Annotated in this window: 14 protein-coding genes; 9 read left to right on the top strand and 5 right to left on the bottom strand. The window is 69.5% G+C overall.

What is annotated here, in order from left to right:
• Positions 1 to 24 precede the first annotated feature (24 nt).
• The 3 genes from WME95_RS39030 (at position 25) to WME95_RS39020 (ending at position 5,240) form a co-directional block, all read left to right on the top strand.
• Entirely contained in the window at positions 25 to 3,177 is a 3,153-nt protein-coding gene (locus WME95_RS39030; protein ID WP_437904409.1) for a hypothetical protein, read from the top strand.
• A complete protein-coding gene (locus tag WME95_RS39025; protein ID WP_437904408.1) occupies positions 3,174 to 4,250 on the top strand; it encodes a formylglycine-generating enzyme family protein in 1,077 nt (358 codons plus the stop codon). The genes WME95_RS39030 and WME95_RS39025 overlap by 4 nt, the downstream gene beginning before the upstream one ends.
• A gap of 375 nt (positions 4,251 to 4,625) precedes the next feature.
• Positions 4,626 to 5,240, top strand: a complete 615-nt coding sequence (locus WME95_RS39020; protein ID WP_437904407.1) for a glutathione S-transferase family protein — start codon at positions 4,626 to 4,628, stop codon at positions 5,238 to 5,240.
• On the opposite strand, the gene WME95_RS39015 is transcribed toward WME95_RS39020, so the two are convergent.
• Complete coding sequence (locus tag WME95_RS39015; RefSeq protein ID WP_437904406.1) at positions 5,159 to 5,788, bottom strand: M16 family metallopeptidase; 630 nt, start codon at positions 5,786 to 5,788, stop codon at positions 5,159 to 5,161. The two genes, WME95_RS39020 and WME95_RS39015, sit on opposite strands and share 82 nt — an antisense overlap.
• Positions 5,789 to 6,267: 479 nt before the next feature.
• Between WME95_RS39015 and WME95_RS39010 the strand changes: the two genes are divergently transcribed.
• The 3 genes from WME95_RS39010 (at position 6,268) to WME95_RS39000 (ending at position 10,286) form a co-directional block, all read left to right on the top strand.
• Positions 6,268 to 7,593: a GDSL-type esterase/lipase family protein gene (locus WME95_RS39010; RefSeq protein ID WP_437904405.1), complete on the top strand. Its 1,326-nt coding sequence runs from the start codon at positions 6,268 to 6,270 to the stop codon at positions 7,591 to 7,593.
• A gap of 248 nt (positions 7,594 to 7,841) precedes the next feature.
• A complete protein-coding gene (locus tag WME95_RS39005; RefSeq protein WP_437545014.1) occupies positions 7,842 to 8,438 on the top strand; it encodes a TIGR00725 family protein in 597 nt (198 codons plus the stop codon).
• A 72-nt stretch (positions 8,439 to 8,510) separates the two neighbouring features.
• Positions 8,511 to 10,286, top strand: coding sequence for a protein kinase domain-containing protein (locus WME95_RS39000; RefSeq protein ID WP_437904404.1), 1,776 nt, complete (start codon positions 8,511 to 8,513; stop codon positions 10,284 to 10,286).
• Positions 10,287 to 10,322: 36 nt separating this feature from the next.
• Here the strand turns inward: WME95_RS39000 and WME95_RS38995 are convergent, their stop codons facing one another.
• Positions 10,323 to 11,102, bottom strand: a complete 780-nt coding sequence (locus WME95_RS38995) for a nucleotidyltransferase domain-containing protein (RefSeq protein ID WP_437904403.1) — start codon at positions 11,100 to 11,102, stop codon at positions 10,323 to 10,325.
• A complete protein-coding gene (locus tag WME95_RS38990) occupies positions 11,099 to 12,436 on the bottom strand; it encodes a DNA polymerase beta superfamily protein (RefSeq protein WP_437904402.1) in 1,338 nt (445 codons plus the stop codon). Before WME95_RS38990 ends, WME95_RS38995 begins: the two co-directional genes overlap by 4 nt.
• A gap of 334 nt (positions 12,437 to 12,770) precedes the next feature.
• Here WME95_RS38990 and WME95_RS38985 point away from each other — a divergent pair, with 334 nt between their 5' ends.
• Entirely contained in the window at positions 12,771 to 13,691 is a 921-nt protein-coding gene (locus WME95_RS38985) for a transposase (protein ID WP_437904401.1), read from the top strand.
• A gap of 444 nt (positions 13,692 to 14,135) precedes the next feature.
• Here WME95_RS38985 and WME95_RS38980 read toward each other — a convergent pair whose 3' ends face one another.
• Both WME95_RS38980 and WME95_RS38975 read right to left on the bottom strand, forming a co-directional pair.
• Positions 14,136 to 15,662, bottom strand: a complete 1,527-nt coding sequence (locus WME95_RS38980; protein ID WP_437904400.1) for a hypothetical protein — start codon at positions 15,660 to 15,662, stop codon at positions 14,136 to 14,138.
• 60 nt (positions 15,663 to 15,722) lie between these two features.
• Positions 15,723 to 15,908: a hypothetical protein gene (locus tag WME95_RS38975; protein WP_437904399.1), complete on the bottom strand. Its 186-nt coding sequence runs from the start codon at positions 15,906 to 15,908 to the stop codon at positions 15,723 to 15,725.
• 528 nt (positions 15,909 to 16,436) lie between these two features.
• Between WME95_RS38975 and WME95_RS38970 the strand changes: the two genes are divergently transcribed.
• Positions 16,437 to 17,417 (top strand): TOMM precursor leader peptide-binding protein, encoded by a 981-nt coding sequence (locus WME95_RS38970; RefSeq protein WP_437904398.1) that lies wholly within the window; start codon positions 16,437 to 16,439, stop codon positions 17,415 to 17,417.
• Positions 17,414 to 18,805 carry a YcaO-like family protein gene (locus WME95_RS38965; RefSeq protein ID WP_437904397.1) on the top strand — a complete coding sequence of 464 codons (1,392 nt, stop codon included), beginning with the start codon at positions 17,414 to 17,416 and terminating at the stop codon, positions 18,803 to 18,805. The genes WME95_RS38970 and WME95_RS38965 overlap by 4 nt, the downstream gene beginning before the upstream one ends.
• Positions 18,806 to 18,917: the final 112 nt, after the last annotated feature.

Raw genomic sequence — 18,917 nt, 5'->3', positions numbered from 1 at the left:
CGGGCTTTGGCGCTGGCGGCGAGCGTGAGCGTGGTGGGCTGTGGTACGCCCGAGGGGGAGGCCCCCGAGCAGGCCGCGATCTCCACGGCCAGGCAGGCGCTCTTGAACCAGTTCGAGATCGCGCTCGGGTTCCCAGCAGGCTTTTCACAGAGCAACGTCGCCCTCCATGCATCGCAGTCGCTGCGCATCGCCGGCGGGGTCACGCTGCGCGACGTGAGCGGCGCGCCAGCGCCGGCGGTGAACGTCGGCACTGGCCTCCTCGAGGTCAACGCCGCGACGAAGACAGGGTCGCTCGTCAGCGGAGGCAATGTCTGGCTCGGGAGTCAGACGGAGGCCACCGGCACGGTCCAGGCTGCAGGCACCATCACCAAGCAAGCCGGCGCAGCGATCGTCGGGACCGAGCTTCCGGCAACGCCCCTCGGCCCGCTCGGGAACCTGCGCTTCACTGTCGACTTCCCGTCGCTCGTCAGCGTACCGCCCGTCGGACCGGACACGACCTCGTCGCTGGCCCCGGGAGGGTACGCGAGCGTCTCCGTCGGCTCTCGGAGCACGCTGGATCTCAGCTCGGGCACGTACTATCTCGATCAGCTCCAGATGCAGCCTCAGTCGATCGCCCGCCTCGACACGTCGGCCGGCCCGGTGATCGTCTATGTACGCCAGCTGCTCGATTTCAAGGGTAGAGTTCAGTTCGTCGGCCCGGACAGCAGCTTCTTCCTGGCCTACCTCGGGACCGGGACGGTCTCGCTCGAGGCCGCGTTCAACGGGACCCTCGTGGCGCCCAGCGCGACCCTGCGCCTCGCGCCGGTCGGGTCGCCCGGACATCGAGGGTCGTTCTTCGGGCAAACGGTCGAGGCCGCCGAGGCGGGCTCCACCGTCACGTTCGACCCCTTCGACCACTGGTACGATGTCCTGAACATTCACCCGGTTGTCGAGTGCGTGCGACGCTTCAAGCACCCTGCGGGGGCCGCGCTCTTCGGCTACGAGAACGAGAGCGACTTCCCGGTCACGGTGCCGCTCGGCCCCCAGAACCAGCTCGTCCCCGCGGGAGGCGTGGCGCCGCCCACGACGCTCTTGCCCGGGGTGCACGACAAGGTGTTCTTTGCGCCCTTCGACCTGAGCGGCAGCCTCTCGTGGCAGCTCGCCGGAGAGACGGCGACCGCGAGCTCGTCCAGCCCCGCTTGCGATCTGGGAGATGTCCCCCCGGAGCCAGAGCCCGCCCCGCCGCTCGCCCTCGTCCCGATCGAGCGTCCGGGCGTGTCGCTCGCGTCCTTGAGCGTGCAGCTCGCGCCGGAGGTGACGACGTCTGCCACGTCCCACCTGGCCTCGGAGGTGTACGGCGACTTCGTGGGCCCGCAGGTGGGCAACACGAGCAACGAGGAGGCCGGCCCGGCCGCCTTCACGTTCACGGTCACCTCGCTCAACTTCGATGACGGCGAGGGGCTGTGTGGCACGGTCGATCCGTTCGTCGCGAGGCTCGTCATCGACGGCCAGGACAAGGGTCAGACGAGCAGCGGCACGGTGCAGGTCGCCCGCGAGCGGGCCACGGTCCACGTCTCGGTCGACGTGGACGACGACGACGCATGGTTCTGCCTGGGGGACGACGACCTCCGGGACTACGGGTTCGACGTCGACCTGTACACCGGCGCTACCGGCGCGAACGAGACGTGCATCGACGGCGGCCGCATGTGCTTCACCGCGACGCCGATCGCGAGCCCGGACATCTGCTTCGACTGGAACGCGCAGTTCGTCGACTCTGGCCCCTGGGCTGGCATCGGCAGCGAGGACTACCTTCCCGGCAAGGAGATGCAGCCGGTCCCGGCGAGCTTTGCGCGCTACCAGATCACGATGTCGAACTCGACCGGCGTGCTCTTCGACCGCGGCGGCGTGCTCGACGGCGACGGCTGCGTTCCGAGGCCCAAGCTCCCCGTCCGCTCGCACTGGCAGCTGGGCACCGACCTCCAGATCGCGACCCGCGTCATCAGCCAGCACTGCCTGGACCCTTCGGGGACCAACTGCGCCATGAACGGCTCAGCGTTCACCGGGGCCAACGTCGTCGTGCGGCAAACCGGGCAGAGCGGGCCGGCCTCCATCTGCGCGATCTACGCGGAGGACCTCGGGAGCGTCACCGACGCGACGTGCTCGGCCCACCCGATCGATTGGCCCACGATGCCCCCCGCGCCCCTCCGCCCGGCCTTCGTCGAGCACAACTCGATCACCCGAGCCGGCGCGGCGATCAGCCAGATGCTCAAACGTGAACACGAGAGCGATGGGGAGCTCGGCATCGTGCGTGCGATGATCGATCATCGCTACGAGGGCAATGGTCGAGTCGAGATCGTCGTCGACGAATATTGCGAGATCGACGATCCCTGCACGGAGGAGACCCTCATGACGAGCTGCAGGAGCCGGGACACGCTGTTTCTCGAGCCGGATGGACTCGCCGCTTCGTCGACCCGCTTCAAGTACGTCGTCGCGCACGAGTTCGGTCATTTCATTCAGGGCAGTGGTCAAGGGCTGATGAGGCCGGAGTACGGCTGCGCGGGCGACGCCGACCAGCCCGCGCTCTGCCGCTGCGATGGCGTCCCGCCCGATCAGCGGCTCCACTGCCTGCAATCGCTGGAGGAGCCGAACGCCGCGCAGGTCGAGGGATTTGCTCAGTACTTCGCGGCCAAGGCCTTCAACGCCGACATGGAATCCGACTGCACGTTCGTCTACTACAAGCCGATGTCGACCGCGGAGTGCATGCCGGGAGTGACCGATTGCGCGTTCGATGAGGACACCGGCCTCTACATCAATCAGCCGCCGATCCCGGTGAGCTGCAAGCAGGCGGTCCGGTGGCGCAACACGCACTGCGTCGACGGGAGCTCGTCCCCCGACCTCCTCTCGTTCGGCACCGAGTACGACTGGCTGGAGTTCCTCTACGGGGTCGACAGCCATCCGACGCCGGAGTTGCGCTGGAAGATGAAGGATCTCTTCAACGCCTACGTCGCCGCGTGCAGTGAATCGGAAGAGAACGTCGAACCTTGCACCGGCAAGCGCGTCAGCTGGAATGGCGGACCGGGGCACGACAGCCTGGTCGACGGCGTCGCCTTGCTGGTGACCGTAGGGCTCAGGACGCCGGCGGCAGCGCAGAGCTTCGAAAACCTGGGTGACGAGTTCGGGGTCAGCAACGTGCCATGAATACGAACGCTCCGATGACGTGCGCGATGGGCGTCGCTCTCTGGGCTCTCCTGGTCGTACCCCTCGGCTGCCAGCCCGGGGCGGAGCACCGGGAGCCGTCCGTCGTGCCTGCCAGCAACATGGATCCGGTCGGTCCGGAGGTGACTGGCTGGGAGCTCGCCTCCGCCGATGGATCCGTGTGCCGGCATCCAGCGGTGGTGGCTGAATGCGCGAATGGTTGGTGTCGCGTTCCGCCGGGCTGCTTCATCATGGGCTCGCCAGAGAGCGAGCTCTGGCGTGGTGAGTACACCGAGATTCCAAGGGCGGTCACGCTCGAGCGCGGGTTCGAGATCGGGCAGTTCGAGCTGACGCGCAAGCAGTGGTCGGAGCTCGTCGAGCTCATGCCGGAGAAGCCGGTGAAGGTCCAGGATGGTACGGCGACCTGCGAGGACGACGCGTGTCCGCTCCGGTATGCGACGTGGTTCGAAGCCCTGCTCTTCGCGAACCTGCTCTCCGCACGTCACGAGCCGCCCCTCGCGCCCTGCTTCGAGCTCTCCGAATGTCAAGGCGAGCTGGGCCGCGGCGTGATCTGCGGCCGCGTGGGCCTCGCGGGCGACGCGGCGAGCGTCTACGAGTGCGAGGGCTATCGCCTGCCGACGGAGGCAGAATGGGAGTACGCCGCGCGCGCGGGGACGAGGACGGCCTACTACGGAGGTGACATCACCGGAGCGAACCCGGACGCGCGCTACGACCCCGAGCCGAACCTCGAGCCCATCGCATGGTATGACGTGAACTCGGGAGCGCGTACGCACCCCGTGGGGACGAAGCGGCCCAACCGCTGGCTCTTGTTCGACATGCTCGGCAACGTCGTCGAGTGGACCAGCGATCGACCCGTCTTTCACGATGCCGAGGGGCCAGTGACGAACCCTGCCACGGAGATCACCCTGAGGACCGACGGGACAGATCTCCGCGTGACCCGAGGCAGCAACGCCGCGGGTTCGCGTTTTCAGCTGCGAGCGGCCAGCCAGAATTACCCCGCGTCGGACGCGGTGCACCGAGGCGTCGGCTTCCGTCTCGTCCGGACGATCAAGTGAGGCTCAGCCGCCGGGCGCCTCGTGGCGGAGGGCCCCGTCCTGTGTTGCTGCGATCTCTGGTGCAGCGAACTGGGCTTTACTGGTTCATTCACGTCACGACGGGCACGCACGTCGCGCAGATAGAGCGAGGTGGTGGCGGAGGGCGGGGAGAGGGGGTAACGGCGAAAGGCCGCTCACCTCGGGTGACAGAAGATCCTCTGTGCGATCCCGTACCCCCGGAAGAGCGACGCTATACCCCTAGGTTATCCATGCATCCAGGGCGCCGCCCTCCCTCAACAGCGTGCGGGCCCGGTTGACGGCGGCGCACATGGGCTGATATCCATCCAATGGGCCAGCTGGGTGCGCCCCGGCGGCCCGGGTCCGAACGGAGGTCACATGAAGCTCTACTACTCGTACAACTCAAACCCACGTCTCGCCGTGGCTGTGGCGCGGCACGTCCAGGCGCCGGTGGAGTTCATCCGCGCGGCCCCGTTCGCGCCGGACCAGATCGAGTTCTTCCGAACGCTCAACCCCAACACGCGCGTCCCGATCCTCGTCGAGGACGGCGCGCCCCTCTGGGAGGCCGACGCCATTGCCTGTCGCCTGTGTCAGCTGACTGGCTCGGACTTTTGGCCCGCGCCCGCTCGTCTGCCGGAGCTCTTGCGCTGGCTGAGCTGGGCGCACCAGCATTTCAATCCGCCGGCGAGCGCGCTCTACTTCGAGTACATCGTCAAGCCCACGTTCACGACCGACCGAGCAGAGCAGTCGGTGATGGACCAGCACCTGAAGGAGTTCCGACAGTTCGCGGAGGTCCTGAACGGTCTGCTGAAGGGCCGCCGCTGGCTGATCGACGACAAGCTGAGCTATGCCGACTTCCGCGTGGCCTTCGTCTTTCCGTATGCCGCGCGCGCGCGGCTGCCCTTGGCGGACTACCCCGAGGTGCAGCGGCTGTCGAACCAGCTGGACGAGATCGAGGCGTGGCGCGAGCCGTTCAAAGGCCTGGAGGGATGAGATGAGGCGTCCGCGGGCCCGAAGATGGCGCGCCAGGTGTGGCGCCGGAACATGCCCTCGATGCCATCGTTCATCAAGAGCTCGTTGCGCACGATCTTCTGCTCGAGCGTGAGCGCCTGTTCGTTGAAGCGCTCGAGCGTGAATGCCATGCGCTCGCTCTCGATCCACAGCGCGAGGGGGAGCGCGGCCGCTGGCGCGAGCGCGTAGTAGGCGGTGTAGTCGGGGCTCGTGACCCCGTTCATGCGGTGCACCCCCGCTCGCTCGAGCAGGCTCAGGGCATCGAACGGCTTCATGTGACGTGAGCCCCGGTACGTCATGTGCTCGACGAGGTGCGCCAGCTGGCTATAGCCCCGCGGATCATCGCGGCTGCCGATCTCGTATGCGACGAGGACGGCGACCGTCGGCTGCCTGTGATCTTCCTCCAGGAGCACCTCGAGGCCGTTGGCCAGGCGGAAGTGGGCGGCGCTCTGAGCCAGGCCCTCGACACCTCCCGCCGCCGAGCGGGCGCCCGGAGCTCCCGAGGGGTCCGCCGCTGCAGCGAGGGGCATGGCGACCGCCAAGAGCCCCGCCACCAGCCCTGCCGCCCTCGATCGTCCCGGCGCGCGCAGTCTCGGCTCTTGCTTGGCGTTCACTGGTTCACCCCTCGCGTGCCGTCTCCTGGCGCATGGACGCTGGAACTGTCGTCTGTGTCAAGCGCGCCGTATGGGGTGGTGTCGCCGGAGCGCCCCCCGACGGCGCCGCTCGTCGCTCGCCTGGCGTCGTGCGTGCTGGCCTGTGTGGGAGCGCTCGACGTGGATGCCGTCCGTCGCGAGGACCTGCCGTCCCGCCGGCGCCACGGAGAACATCTCTGGATATTTACCGTTTCAGTTGATAATTCCTCCCGACGGCACATTGCCCTCAGCTGCTGCGAGCCGTGATGTAGCGAACGCGACTTTACCGGTTCACTTCGTCGGCGCGGATCGATGACGGAGGTGTTGATCGTGGCGCCGAACTGCCCCAGAGTGCCCGGCGCTGGAGGTCAGTTTCGATGGCTTTTCGTTCATTTCACCAGTCACCTCTCCTGGCCCTTGCGCTGGGGGCGGTGGTCCTCCTGTCGGCCTGCTCGGATGACGACGGCGGCGGCTCGTCAGCGAGCTCCGGGGGCACGGGCGGCTCGTCCGCGAGCTCCGGGGGCTCCGGGAGCACCACCGCGCAGGGCACGGGCGGCGCGGGCGGTGGTACGGGCGGCGCCGGGGACACGGGTGGCGGCGGCACGGGCGGCGGCGGCGGCACCGGCGGCGGCGGCGGCGCCGGCGGCGGTGCGGACGCGCAGGGGATCGTGCCCAATCCCATCATCTCCCGCGGCAAGCCGGCCTTCGCCTCGGGGGGGACGGCGTCGGTGATCAACGACGGCAAGTACAGGTCGGCGGGGACCTGGATCGCGGGCAAGCCCACCTCGGCCGCGCCCGCGTGGGTCGCCATCCAGGTCGGCACCGGGTACGAGCGGCTGCTCCTGAGCTGGACGGCCTCGTACAACTACAACTACACGGACGTGCAATACGGGGCGCCGGGCGCCTACCGCGTGGAGACGTCGAGCGACTCCACGAACGGCTCGGACGGCACCTGGACGAAGGTCGCGGAGGTGACCGACAACCCGGTCCGCACGCGCGCCCACAGCTTCGATTTCGGCGGAAAGAGCTGGGTCCGGCTCGTCGTGACCGCGGCCCCCGCGACGACCGACGACACCGGCGTGCAGCTCGACGAGATCGACGTGCACGACATCTCGAAGGGCGCGGAGGACACGTGGTTCTTCCTGGGCGACAGCATCACGGCGTACGCCTACGACCGCGACACCCCGGCCACGCAGCCGAGCTTCGCCGAGAACGTGCACGCGGCGCACCCGGCCCACTATCCGGCGATGATCAACGGCGGCATCGGGAGCGAGCTCACGAAGAGCAGCGACAAGCCCAGCGCGCTCGATCGCATCGATGATGTCCTGGAGCTGAACCCCGACTTCCACTACTTCGCCATCGGTTACGGCACCAACGACTCCTGGGGCCAGACGGACCCGAGCACCTTCAAGGCAAACCTGCAGCAGATCATCGACAAGATCGAGGCAGCGGGCCGCGTCCCGGTGCTCGCGCACATCCCGTTCTCGCCGGACGGCAACCACGACGCGGTCCCTGTGTTCAACGAGGCGATCGACGCGCTGACGGAGGAGAATGGCCTCCCTCCTGGGCCGGACCTGTATACGTGGTTCAAGGACCACCCCGACCGGTTCACCGACAAGGTGCACCCGGATCCCGCCGGACGGGTGGCCATGAACAAGCTCTGGGCCGACGCCGTGGACGGCCTCTACCCGGCCCAGCGGTAGCGCGACCACGCGACCACGCGACCACGCGACCACGCGGCGCCGGCGCGAGCCTTGACTCCACGCGGCCGCGGGGGCTAGCTCGATCCGGCGCACGGACGGCGGCCCGGGGAGCACTGCCCTCGGGTGGGCTCGGCCGGCCCGCGCCCTCCAGGGTGGAGCATCTGGTTCGGGAAGATCGAACAGCCCAAGCTGGGTGATCAGCTCCTCGGCCGGCTGAAGAAATGGCGGGCGCCGGAGCGGGAGCCGTGATGGACGACGATCGGGACGAGCGAGAAGAGGAGGACACGAAGCGGGACATCGCTCCCTACGTGCCGCGCCGCCCCGTGATGGCGGTGATCGGCAACGGCCTCGCGGTGGACGCGGCGACCGAGGTTGTGTGCGTCGAGCTCGGGCGGCGCGCCGTGGAGGCGGGGTTCCGGCTGGTCACCGGGGGGCTGGGGGGCGTCATGGCCGCCGTGTCGCGCGGCGGGCGCGAGGCGACGACGTGGCGCGACGGCGATATCCTGGGGATCCTGCCAGGGTACGAGGCGTCCACGGCCAACCCGTACGTGGACATCGTCGTGCCGACCGGCATGCAGATCGGGCGCAACATCGTGGTCGTCGCCATGGCCGACGTGGTGGTCGTCGTCGGCGGCGGCGCGGGCACGCTGAGCGAGATCGCCGTCGCCTGGCAGCTCGGCAAGCCGCTGATAGCGCTCGCGGCGAGCGGGGGCTGGGCGAGGCAGCTCGCCGGGGGGCGCGTGGACGACCGGCGCTCGGATCGGATCGTGTCGGTCGCGAGCGCGGAAGAGGCGGTGGCGACGGCGTGGGAGACGGCGGGCCGCGGCCGCGGCCGGGGGGCGTGACAGGGCGCCGCGCGCGCGGCGCGGCCTCCGCGCGAGCCGGCCGCGCGGCAGCCCGTGCTAGCCTCCGCGCCGATGTCGGAAGCGGAAGAGGACGAGATCCAGCGGCTGAGAGCCCGCGTCGGGACGATCCTCCACGGAAAATGGCGGATTGACGCGCTGATCGGGGCGGGGGGAATGGCCGCCGTCTACGCGGCCACCCATCACGTGGGGCACCGCGTGGCCATCAAGATCCTGCACCCGGAGGGCGCCGTGTCCCGGGAGCTCCGCGCCCGCTTCGAGCAGGAGGCGCTCGCCGCCGCGCGGCTCGGGCACCCGGCCGCGGTGCAGGTCCACGACATCGACGTGACCGAGCGAGGAGAGCCGTTCCTTGTCATGGAGCTGCTCGACGGAGAGAGCCTCCGCGAGCGCGTGTTGCGGCTCGGTACGATCGATTCGATCGAGCTCCTCGCCCACATGGACACGCTCCTCGAGGTCATCAAGGCAGCGCACGACGCCGGGATCGTCCATCGGGACATCAAGCCCGACAACCTCTTCGTGACCCGCGATGGGCGGCTCAAGGTGCTCGATTTCGGGATCGCGCGCATGAAGCAGGGCGGCTCGGGGCTGAAGACGCGGACGGGCGCGGTGCTGGGCACGACCAGCTACATGGCGCCCGAGCAGATCCTGGGGAGGAACGTGGACGGGCGGGCCGACCTCTACGCGGTGGGCGCGACGATGTTCACCATCCTCGCGAACCGTCGAGTCCACGACGACGACGGGCTCACCGAGGGAGAGCTCCTCGTAAGGAGGAGCACGACGCCGGCTCCTCCGCTCTCGACGGTGGCGCCGGGCGTGGATCCGCGGGTCGCGCGCGTCGTGGACCGCGCGCTCGCCTTCCAGGTCGAGCGTCGCTACCCGGACGCGCAAACGATGCTCGCCGACGTGCGCGCGCTGCGACGGGGCGAGGAGCCGCCCTTCGCGACGGGGGAGCTGGCCAGGATGGACGAGCGCACGCGCGCGTACGGCCGGGCCATCCCCGACGGGCCGCCGGTGGGGGCGCAGTTCCCGAGCGCGAGCCCGCCGGGGGGGGTGATGCCGGCGGCGGTGGCCGCCTCGACGGGGGCTCCTCCGGGCCAGCCTTATCATCCGGTCGCGGCGGGGGCCGCGCCCCGGGGGCGGGGGCCGCGCGCGCCGGGAGCGACGCAGATCGCCGTCGTCGGCGGGGTGGGGGCGCTCCTCTTCTGCGTGGGAGTCGGCTTGGTGCTGCTGCTCTGGCCCTCCCGCGACCAGGGCGCCGGCGACGCTGGCGACAGCGGCGCGCCGGTGTCCCTGCCGGATGCCGCGCGGGCCCGGAGCGCTGCGGCGCTCGCTGTCGACCCCGCCGGCTGCCCGCCGGGCGTGCCTTGCACTTGCCCGGGCGGCAGTCCGGGGAACGTGCCGGTGAGCTGCCTGCTGACGTGCGGCGACGCGCCCGGCTGCAGGCCGAGCTGCTCCGATCGAGAGAGCTGCGCGAGCCACTGCGCCGCTGACTGCCAGTCTTCCTGCGCGAGGAGCAAGGGGTGCAACACGACGTGCGCTGACGGCTGCTCCACCGACTGCCGCAACGCGGAGACGTGCCAGGTCACCTGCGGCGCAGGGTGCTCGATCACGTGCGAGGACGTGAACAAGTGCGCCCACGTCGTGGGCGACGGGAGCGTGGTGAGGTGCAATCGGGTCGGAGGGTGCCAGGTGATGTGCATGGGCTCGTGCGCGGTGGCGTGCTCCAACGCCGGGGGAGGATGCCAGGTGACCTGCGTGGGGCAGGGGCGCGCGGTGAAGTGCGGCGACGGCCGCAACGCGTGCGGGGACGGCTGCTCGCTGCCGCGGTGAGACCGGGCTGGCGAGCCCGCGAGCCCTCGCCGCGCCTCAGAGCCGCGCCTTGCGCAGCGCGAGCAGCCAGTCGTTGAGCTCTCCCTGGTTGGGCGGCTCCTCCGGCAGCACGGCGTGATCGCGGGCCGCCTCGAGGGTCGTGAAGGCGCGGGCGATCTGCTCGGCCCAGCGCTCGGCGATGTCGGGAGCGAGCGGCGCCTGCTCTCCGGCGCGCTTGGCCTCGACCAGCTCGCGCGCGGCGCTGAAGCCGTAGAGGTCGAGGAGCGCGGTGACGTCGGTGACGATCTCGCCCGTCCGGAGGGCGTGGGCGCCGGTCAACGTGGTCCTGAGGACGTAGAGGAGCTTCTTCGCCGACGAGCGGCCTCCCGCGTCCCAGGCGCGGAGCTGGCTCGTGGCGAAGCCGACGTAGTGGCGGAAGATCCGGCGCGAGAGCGCGGCGGCGACGAGCGGGCGGAGCGAGGCGAGGTCGGGATCGACGTGGAGCTGGAGGGGGCCGAGGATCCGCTCGATGTAGTTGCCGTTGCCCTGGAGGACGCCGATGAGGACGGGGTGGAGCTCGTTCGAGGTGTAGTCGATCTCGACGCCGTCGATGACCTGCATCCGCTCGGGGCTCGCGTTGCCGCGGTGGAGGCCGAGCAGCTTCTCGGTCGGCTCGACGTGAACCGCCTTGAGGTCGAGGTCGCTGTCCGGCGAGGGGAAGCCGTACGCGTGGGCGCCGCTCAGGGCGATGACGAGGTGCGAACGCTTGGCCTCCTCCTCGGCGATGACGCGCGCCGCGACCTCCTGCTGCTTTGCTTCGAGCACCTGGGGGTTCATCCGTCGTCCTTTCTCTCCTCGTTGCCGGGCGCGGGGTCGTTGCCGGGCGTGGGGTCGTTGCCGGGCGTGGGGGCCGCGTCTCCGTCGTCCCAGGTTGCGACCGGCGCGGGGGGAGCGTCCTTGCCGAGGGGGCCGGGCTCCGCCGCGAGGTGCCGGCGGGCGATCGCCTCGCGGACCCGCCGGAGGAGCACGTCGGCGCGGGGAACGTCGGGGTGCGCCGGCAACCTGGTTGCGAGCCGCGCGGCCTCCAGCTCGGGCGTCATCGACTCGGCGAGCTCGATGGTGCGATCGAGCGGCCAGGCGCCGGCCTTGATGGCGAGGAGCGTCTCGCGGAGATCGCCCTGCACGACCAGGTCGACCTCGCCGTCGCGCAGCCAGCGGATGGCGGTCGCGATGAGGCGTACCAGGTTGTAGGCGTTCTTGGGGCGGAGGTCGCGGGAGAGGTCGAGCGACGTCCTGTCGGCCCGGGCGAAGGCCGCGAGCGAGGCGAAGTCGCGCGCGGGCAGCAAGCCCTGGTCGTGGAGCGAGCGGTAGAGCTGCTTGATGTACTCCTTCGCCTGGAGCTCCCGGTCAACCTGGGTCGGCGCGGCGCGCGGGCTGATGGCGGCGAGCTTCCGGGCGACGTCGTCGAGCGCCAGCGAGGGGTCGTCGGCGAGCCACTCGAGCACCCGTTCCCGGTGCTCGGCGAGGCGGTGCGCCTGCGAGAGCCGCTTCAGCTGGGAGAGCGCGTAGCGGCCGAAGCTGCCATAGATGGCCGAGGAGACGAACGCGTCGCGCGCCTCGAGGATCCAGGCGCCGATCTCGTCGCGCGCCTCGGCGGTGCGGACGAAGAGCAGCTCGAGGGTGTTCGGGTCGGCGCGCAGGGCCTGCCGGATGGCCTTCTCGACCTCCCAGTACGAGGCGCTGCCGTCGGCGCTCACGAGGTCCCGCGGGGGCTCGGCGAGGCCCGTGGTCCAAGGGAAGGGGAGGGCGAAGACGCCGCGCCGGTCGGTGTCGGACCCCTCGTTCGCGAGCCCCCACGCGCGCGACCCCACGACGGCCTCGAGGACGATGGCGGGCAGGAGCGCGTCCCAGGCGGCGCTGCGCCGCTCCGCGTGCCGCACCTGGCCGGTCTTGCGCGGGACGAGCTCGTCCCGGCGGTAGCGGACGACGCCCACGCCGACGAGCATCACGTCGAGCTCGGCGCCCGCCGAGCCGACGACGCGCCCGATGGCGCCCTGCGGGACGCGGCGCTCGCCGAGGACGCGGTCGACCCGGGTTGTCACCTCGGTGCCGTGGGGCAGCGGGACGGCGAGCGGATCGAGGTGGGTGAGGCCGCGCAGGCGGAGCTCCATGAGCGGACGCTACCATGACAACGGCATGACGACTCGACCCAGGTTGGGGGCGACCGACCCGGCGGGCCCACCGGGGCCGACCCAGGTTGGCAGTGGGCCAGGCTGGCCGGGCCCACCGGGGCCGACCCAGGTTGGCAGTGGGCCAGGCTGGCAGTTCGAGCTTGGCGTCCCGATTCGGGTCGGACTACTAACCGCAACCCAGGTCGGGCTAGCGTAAGCAATGGCTCCAGCTAAGGTGGCGGACCGCCAGGCGGCCGCCACCCACGAAGCTTGGCGAATCGGCGAAATGATTGGCGAAAATCCCTGGCACGGCACTTGTCTTGTTGCGCCTGTCATGAGCCAGCCCCGCGAGATCGCTGCCGGAGCCACCTACCTCATCACCCGTCGCGTCCTGCGCCGGCACCTGCTCTTCCGCCCGGATGCGGCAATCACCCAGCTCCTGGTCTACGTGCTCGCGGTGTCAACCCGCCGTTACGGCATCAAGGTCCATGCGCTCTGCGCCATGTCAACGCATCTGCACCTGGTCGTGACCGACTCGAGGGGCGTCTTGCCGCGGTTCTTGCAATTCTTCCATCGCATCGTCGCGCTCGGCACGAAGGTGCTTCGCGGGTGGGAAGGCCCGGTGTGGGACCACGAGGCCACGAGCGTGGTGCGGCTGCTGACGCGCGCGGCGGTGGTGGAGAAAATTGCTTATGTCATGGCGAATCCTGTCGCCGCTGGCCTGGTGCAGCATGCTCGCGAGTGGCCGGGCGCCAAGGTGGACGTGGACGACCTCGGTCGCGGCGTGCTGCGCGCGGCACGGCCTTCGGTGTATCTCGACCCGGAAAACCCGCAGTGGCCCGAGGAGGTGACGGTCTCGCTCGCGCTGCCGCCGGCCATCGAGGAGGACAGCGCGGAGGGCTTTCGCCAGGACGTCTCTGCCGAGATCGAGCGACAGGAAGCCCGGGCCCGCGCGGAGGTGCAGCGGCAAGGACGTCACTTCTTGGGCGCCGAGAGAGTCAGCAAGGTGTCCCCTTACGAGCGCGTGACGAGCTTCGAGCCGCTGCGCGACGGCAATCCAACGTTTGCGGTTGGTCGCGAGCAGGGAGACGCGTGGCGAATCGCTGGTGCCGCTGTGCGTGCATTTCGAACGTTGTACCGTGCGGCACTCGAGCGATGGCGTGCTGGCGTACGCGACGCCGTATTCCCCGCGGGGACGTGGTGGATGCGCACGTTTCACGGCGCCAGCGTGGCCGACGTCGTGCTCACGATGTAGAGCCACAGCGGCGGCGCTGCAGGAAGGCGGGCGGGACGGGCGAGGGCATCCGTGCCTTGTCATGGGGCGCTTCCGTCTGGGCCGGCGGTGTAGGCCGCAGATCGTCGTGCGGCACTGTACGCAATGGGATGTGCAGGGACGATGCCGTTCCGAATGTGTAGGAGTGGGGACGGAGGGGTTGCGATCGGCTCTGCGCGATCGAACGGGGAGGTTCGTCCGGGAAAACGAACAATTAGCCCAGCTTGGCTTTAAGTTCGCCTGGCCGGGGTCCGATCGTGACATGAGTAGAGTTCAGCTGGGCTGAATTGCTGCGTTGCCGCAGCTCAACCAGGGGCCGGCGGGCAGGCGTGCAACCTGGGTCGGGTTTGCAGGTTGGGCAACCTGGGTCGGATCGGGCCCAACCTGGGTCGGGTCGCCGCAACCTGGGTCGGGTCGCCGCGGCCGTCACCGCTCGATCAGCAGCACCGGGCTGCCCGAGAGGGCGAGCGTCACTTTGCCGCCGCTCGCGTCGGCGGAGGTCTTCGCTCCGTCCCACGCGTGGACTTCGAACCCCGTTGCCGTCGCGAGCTCGACGCTCGCGGACGCGTCCTCCGTGCCGCTCGCCGTCACGGCCCAGAGCGCGAGCCGGCGCTTGCCGTCCTTCGTGAACACGGCGCCCCGAGCGCCCCCCGGCAGCGCGAGCTCCCTGGTCGCGCCGTCATCGTAGGACGTGCCGAAGAGGACATCGTTGAGCGTGGTATATGCCTTGCCGAGGTCGGTCTTCGTCGCCTCATCCACGCTGGCGAGGGCGCCGACGTCGTTGTAGAGCCCCATGTGCGCGAACACGTCGTCGCTCCCGTCCTCGCCGTTCGATAGAATGAACCAGTCGACGCCGCCGATGCCGCGCGCCTGCGCCATCGTCATCATCTTGATGAGGTAGTTTCGCGCGTACTCCGGGCTCCCCACCTCCGGGTACTCCGGCGTCCGCGCGAGCGGCGCGCCGTTCTCCGAGACATTCCACCCCTGCACCTCCGCCCCGGCGTCGGCGAGCGTCGCGGCGAAAGCGTCCTTCGACGCGAGGAAATCGTCGACGGACGCATCCGAGCTCTTCGGGCTGAAGATCGGATAATAGTGAAAATCGAGCACGTCGATGTAGGCGCCGCCCTTCTCCGGGTAATCTGGCGTGACCGCCCCCCCGTCGGGGTTGTCGGTGTAGCGCAGGATCGCCGAGAGGAACGAGGGGTATCCGATCCCCCCCGTCGCGATCCGCGCGTTCGGATCCGCCTTGCGCGCGGCCTCCTTCGTGACGCGCAGCATTCGTATATAGTCAAATATCGATCCGTTGAACCGGGGGAGATCGGCGGCCTTCGGCGGTTCGGTCCTCCAGGTCTCGGTGACGCGCCAGTCGGCCACCCAATCGGGCTCGTTCCACACGTGCCACAGCTTGACCCAGGGCTTGTAGGCGTCGACGGTCCGATACACGTAAGAGGCCCACGCATTGCCCGGATTCACCGTTCCATCGGCCGAGAAGATCGGCTCGTAAAGGCTCTTCGGGATATAGTACTCGTTCTGCCAGTCCTCCGCGTCGGCCGGCGCCACCGTCAGATCGACCGACTCGGAGCCGATGAGAAATCCGATATGGTCCGCCATGCCCAGGGACGCGTACGATTGAATGTCCCCGACCTCGATCTCGTATCCCCACCTCGCGAGGTGGGCCGCTGGCAGCTTGATGCGGAGGCTGCGGACGCCCGCTCGCGCCGCGAGCGTGGCCTCCTTGTCGTCGCCCCAGTCCACGTTGCGGTGGCCGAGGTTGGCGCCATAGCGAAACGGGTGAGAGAGCCCGCCGTCCCCGCCGCTTCCCCCGTCTCCCGCGCTTCCGCCTCCCCCGGAGCTGATGTCGCCGCCGCCCGACGCATCGTTCCCCGGAGAGTCGTCCCCCGAACCACATGCAACGACAGCTGAAGCGCACAGCAGAACGGACCATCGACGCATGAACATTCCTCCTCCAGGCAGATCCCGGGAGGCCAGCGTAAGGGAGTTTCGCGTCCAATTTCAGGAAATCTGCGAAGCAGATTGCACCGCGCGCTCCCAGGTGCCGTTCGCCCGCTTTACAGCGGCGGGCACGCCGAGGTCGAGGACGCGCTCTCGCCGCCCGTCTCCGTGGGCGAGGTGCAGGAGCGCGAGGTGCTCGCCCGTCTGGCTCGTGCCGCCGCGCAGGTTGGCGATCCTGGCTGACACAAGCGCGTCTCCCACCGGGCGCGCAGCGCGCCGGTGGGGCATTGCTCGATCGCGCAGGAGGTTGCGCGTGCTTGTCTTCCAGCTCGCTCGGCCGGCCCTGTGGTGGCCGAGCGAGAGTGCCCGCTCTTCTCTGCGGTTCATGGGTCTCGAGGCGAGATCGGGCACACCCTCGCGGCTGGCACATCGCTTGCGATGGTGACCAGATGTAACCGATGGCAGACAGGAATCGAACATGACCGACAGCTGATCGAACGATTCCAGGACCTCGCGTCGGGAGAGGGCCTCGCGGAGAGCCAGCTCGGCGCAGGCGTCCTCGATGTCGAGGCGGTCGGCCGAGCCGTCGTTGAAGAAGGTGTGTCGAGCGATGGGCGGCTGAAATCTGGGGCTCCTCGTCAGATGAGGAGCCTCCTTCGGCGATCCATTGATTCCTGACGGGCTCTGCCCCGGTCATCGTCCTGCGTGCCAGCGCTGGCGGCGTGGTGATGCCTCGTCGCCAGCTCCGCAGCGCGAAGAAGCTGACGAGCGAGTATGAACAAGCTAGACGACGTCCCCGAGTTCCCCTGTGTCAAGACCTGGTATCGGGTCGCGATCACCGATGATGCGGTGATCTTCCAGCACGGAGAGAGGGCGCTCTGCTTTCAAGGCAAAGCCGCGAGCGAGCTGCTGCCGGTGCTGCTTCCGATCCTCGATGGAACGCGTACGGTCGAGCAAGTGATCGAGTACATGGGAAAATCCATCGAGCCCGCCACCGCGAACGCCTTGCGGTTGCTGGCCGAGAAAGGGGTGCTCACGAGCGGTTCTCCCGTCGGGGCCTCGGCGCCGCGGCCCATCCGGGAATCGGCCCGCTTCCACGCGGCATACCGCGATGACGAGCCGGAATCCCTCACGCAGCAAAGGTTGAGCGACGCCAGCGTGGCGGTCGTCGGTGCCGGCGTTCTTGCCGACGAGATCGCGCGCCAGGTGAGCCTCTCCGGGGTCACGGGCGTGCAGCGGAGGTCGTTCGATGCCGACGCGGGCGACCTGGCCTCGGCGGACCTCGTCGTGGTCGCTCCGGATCGAGGCGAGCTCGATTGGGTGGCGCGCTGGAACGCGGAAGCGCTGCGCCGGCGGTTCCCCTGGATGCAAGTGCTCGCGTACGACAGCCGGTTCTCCGCGGTAGGCCCGCTCTACCTTCCGCACGCAACCTGCTGCTACGAGTGCTACCGGCTGCGCCTCGCTTCGAACGTCGCGTATCGCGGACAGTACTGGGCCCTGGAGCGCAGCACGCCCAGCTTCCCGCTGCCCTGCGCCATGCTGGCGATCGTGAGCGGCCTCGCCGCATTGCTCGTGGCCCGCTGGATCGTCTCGCGGGACCCGCTCTTGCCAGGGCGGTTTTACGCGGTCAGCCCAGGTCAAACCGTCCGCAGCGACACGCACATGGCGTACCGCGTACCCCGGTGCTCGGCATGCAGCGTCGCCGCGAGCGCCCCCAGCCCCTGGTACGCCCTTCAGGCAGGAGCCGAGCCATGAACATGTTTGCTCCGCTCCGCTCCCGGGGCGACGAGCTGGCGCGTGGTCACGTCACGCCGAGGCGTGCGCACCGCACGCCGCTCGCCGAGGTCGCCCGCAGGCTGCGCACCCTCGTGTCTCCGTATACGGGCGTCGTGCGCGACACCGTGGAGCTGCTCCGCGCTCCGGATGACTGCCGCTTCTTCAACGTTGGCGCCCGCACGGGCGACATGTCGGATCTGGTCGGCGCGCCGAGCGAGGTCATGTCCAGCGCCGTGCATCCCGATCGAGAGGCGGCCTGGGTGGCGGCGGTCGCCGAAGCCGTCGAGCGATATTCGTCGTTTTACGTGCCTGCAGGGGATCTTGTGCTCTCTTCGTATGAGGAGCTGGACGGAGCAGCGCCGGAGCCGGAGAGCTTCGCCCTGTTTCATCCATCGCAGTACGCGTCGAGCGACTTCCCCCATGTGCCCTTCACCTCCGGCACCCGGGTCCGGTGGGTGCGTGGCTGGTCCATCCAGGATGGGATGCCCGCGTGGCTGCCGGCGCAGCTGACGTTCATGGGCTCACACCTCGCGCGCGGCGAGCCGCAGATCGCCTACGCGACGAGCAGCGGGACCGCGCTGGGCGGTACGCTGGAAGAGGCTGCGTTCAGCGCGCTGATGGAGGTCATCGAGCGAGACGCGTTCATGCTCGCATGGAACAACCGATTGGAGCTGCCGCTCCTGGATTGGCAGGGAGGCGACTCGCTTCGTCATGACGAGCGCGTGGTTCCGGCCCCAGCGGGCATTCACTGTGCCGCGCTCGACGCGAGCGTCTTCTTCCGCGTGCCGACCGCCATCGGCGTGACGCGATGCACCCTGGCCGGGCAGCCCGCGCTGACCGTCGGCGCTGCCAGCGCGGCGACCGGTCAGGAGGCTGCGCGGAAGGCGCTGCGCGAGGCCTTCCAGACCAGGGTGCTGGCGAAGCAGCTCCTGAGCGCTCTGCCCAGGGGACGGCGCGCCCTGGAGGCGCATCAAGTCCGCACGTTCGACGACCATGCGCTCTACCATGCGCTGCGAGAGAACTCCGCGTCTTCCGCGTTCCTCGATCGAAGCAGAGAGCGGCGCCACCTCGGCGACGTGCCCCCCCTGGAGGGTACGGACGTGCTCGGTCAGACCGCTTCGGCCGTGCGAGCGCTCGCGCGGCGAGGCGTCGGCGCGTACCTCGTCGACATCACCTCGCCGGATGTGCGCGACGCCGGGCTGTGGGTGGTGCGCGTGATCTGCCCGGAGCTCTGCCGGCTCGACGCTCCGCATACCGCGCGGTTCCTCGGCGGCAAGCGGCTCTATCATGCGGCGTACGAGGCGGGGCTCCGCGACCGGCCGCTCTCGTTTGCAGACATCAACGTCCATCCGCACCCGTTCCCGTGAGCTCATGCGAGAGAGGACGAGCGGGCGTCATCCACGGCGTCCGTCGTTGAACGAGCTGAAGAGACGGATCGCGCTGCACGGCGGCACGGCGCCGTGGCGCGCTGACTGGGGC

It is taken from the genome of Sorangium sp. So ce327 (assembly GCF_051530205.1).
GTDB classification, from domain to species: domain Bacteria; phylum Myxococcota_A; class Polyangia; order Polyangiales; family Polyangiaceae; genus Sorangium; species Sorangium cellulosum_B.
The sequence above is the reverse complement of the archived record's forward strand: the minus strand, read 5'-3'. Positions and strand labels throughout refer to the sequence as shown.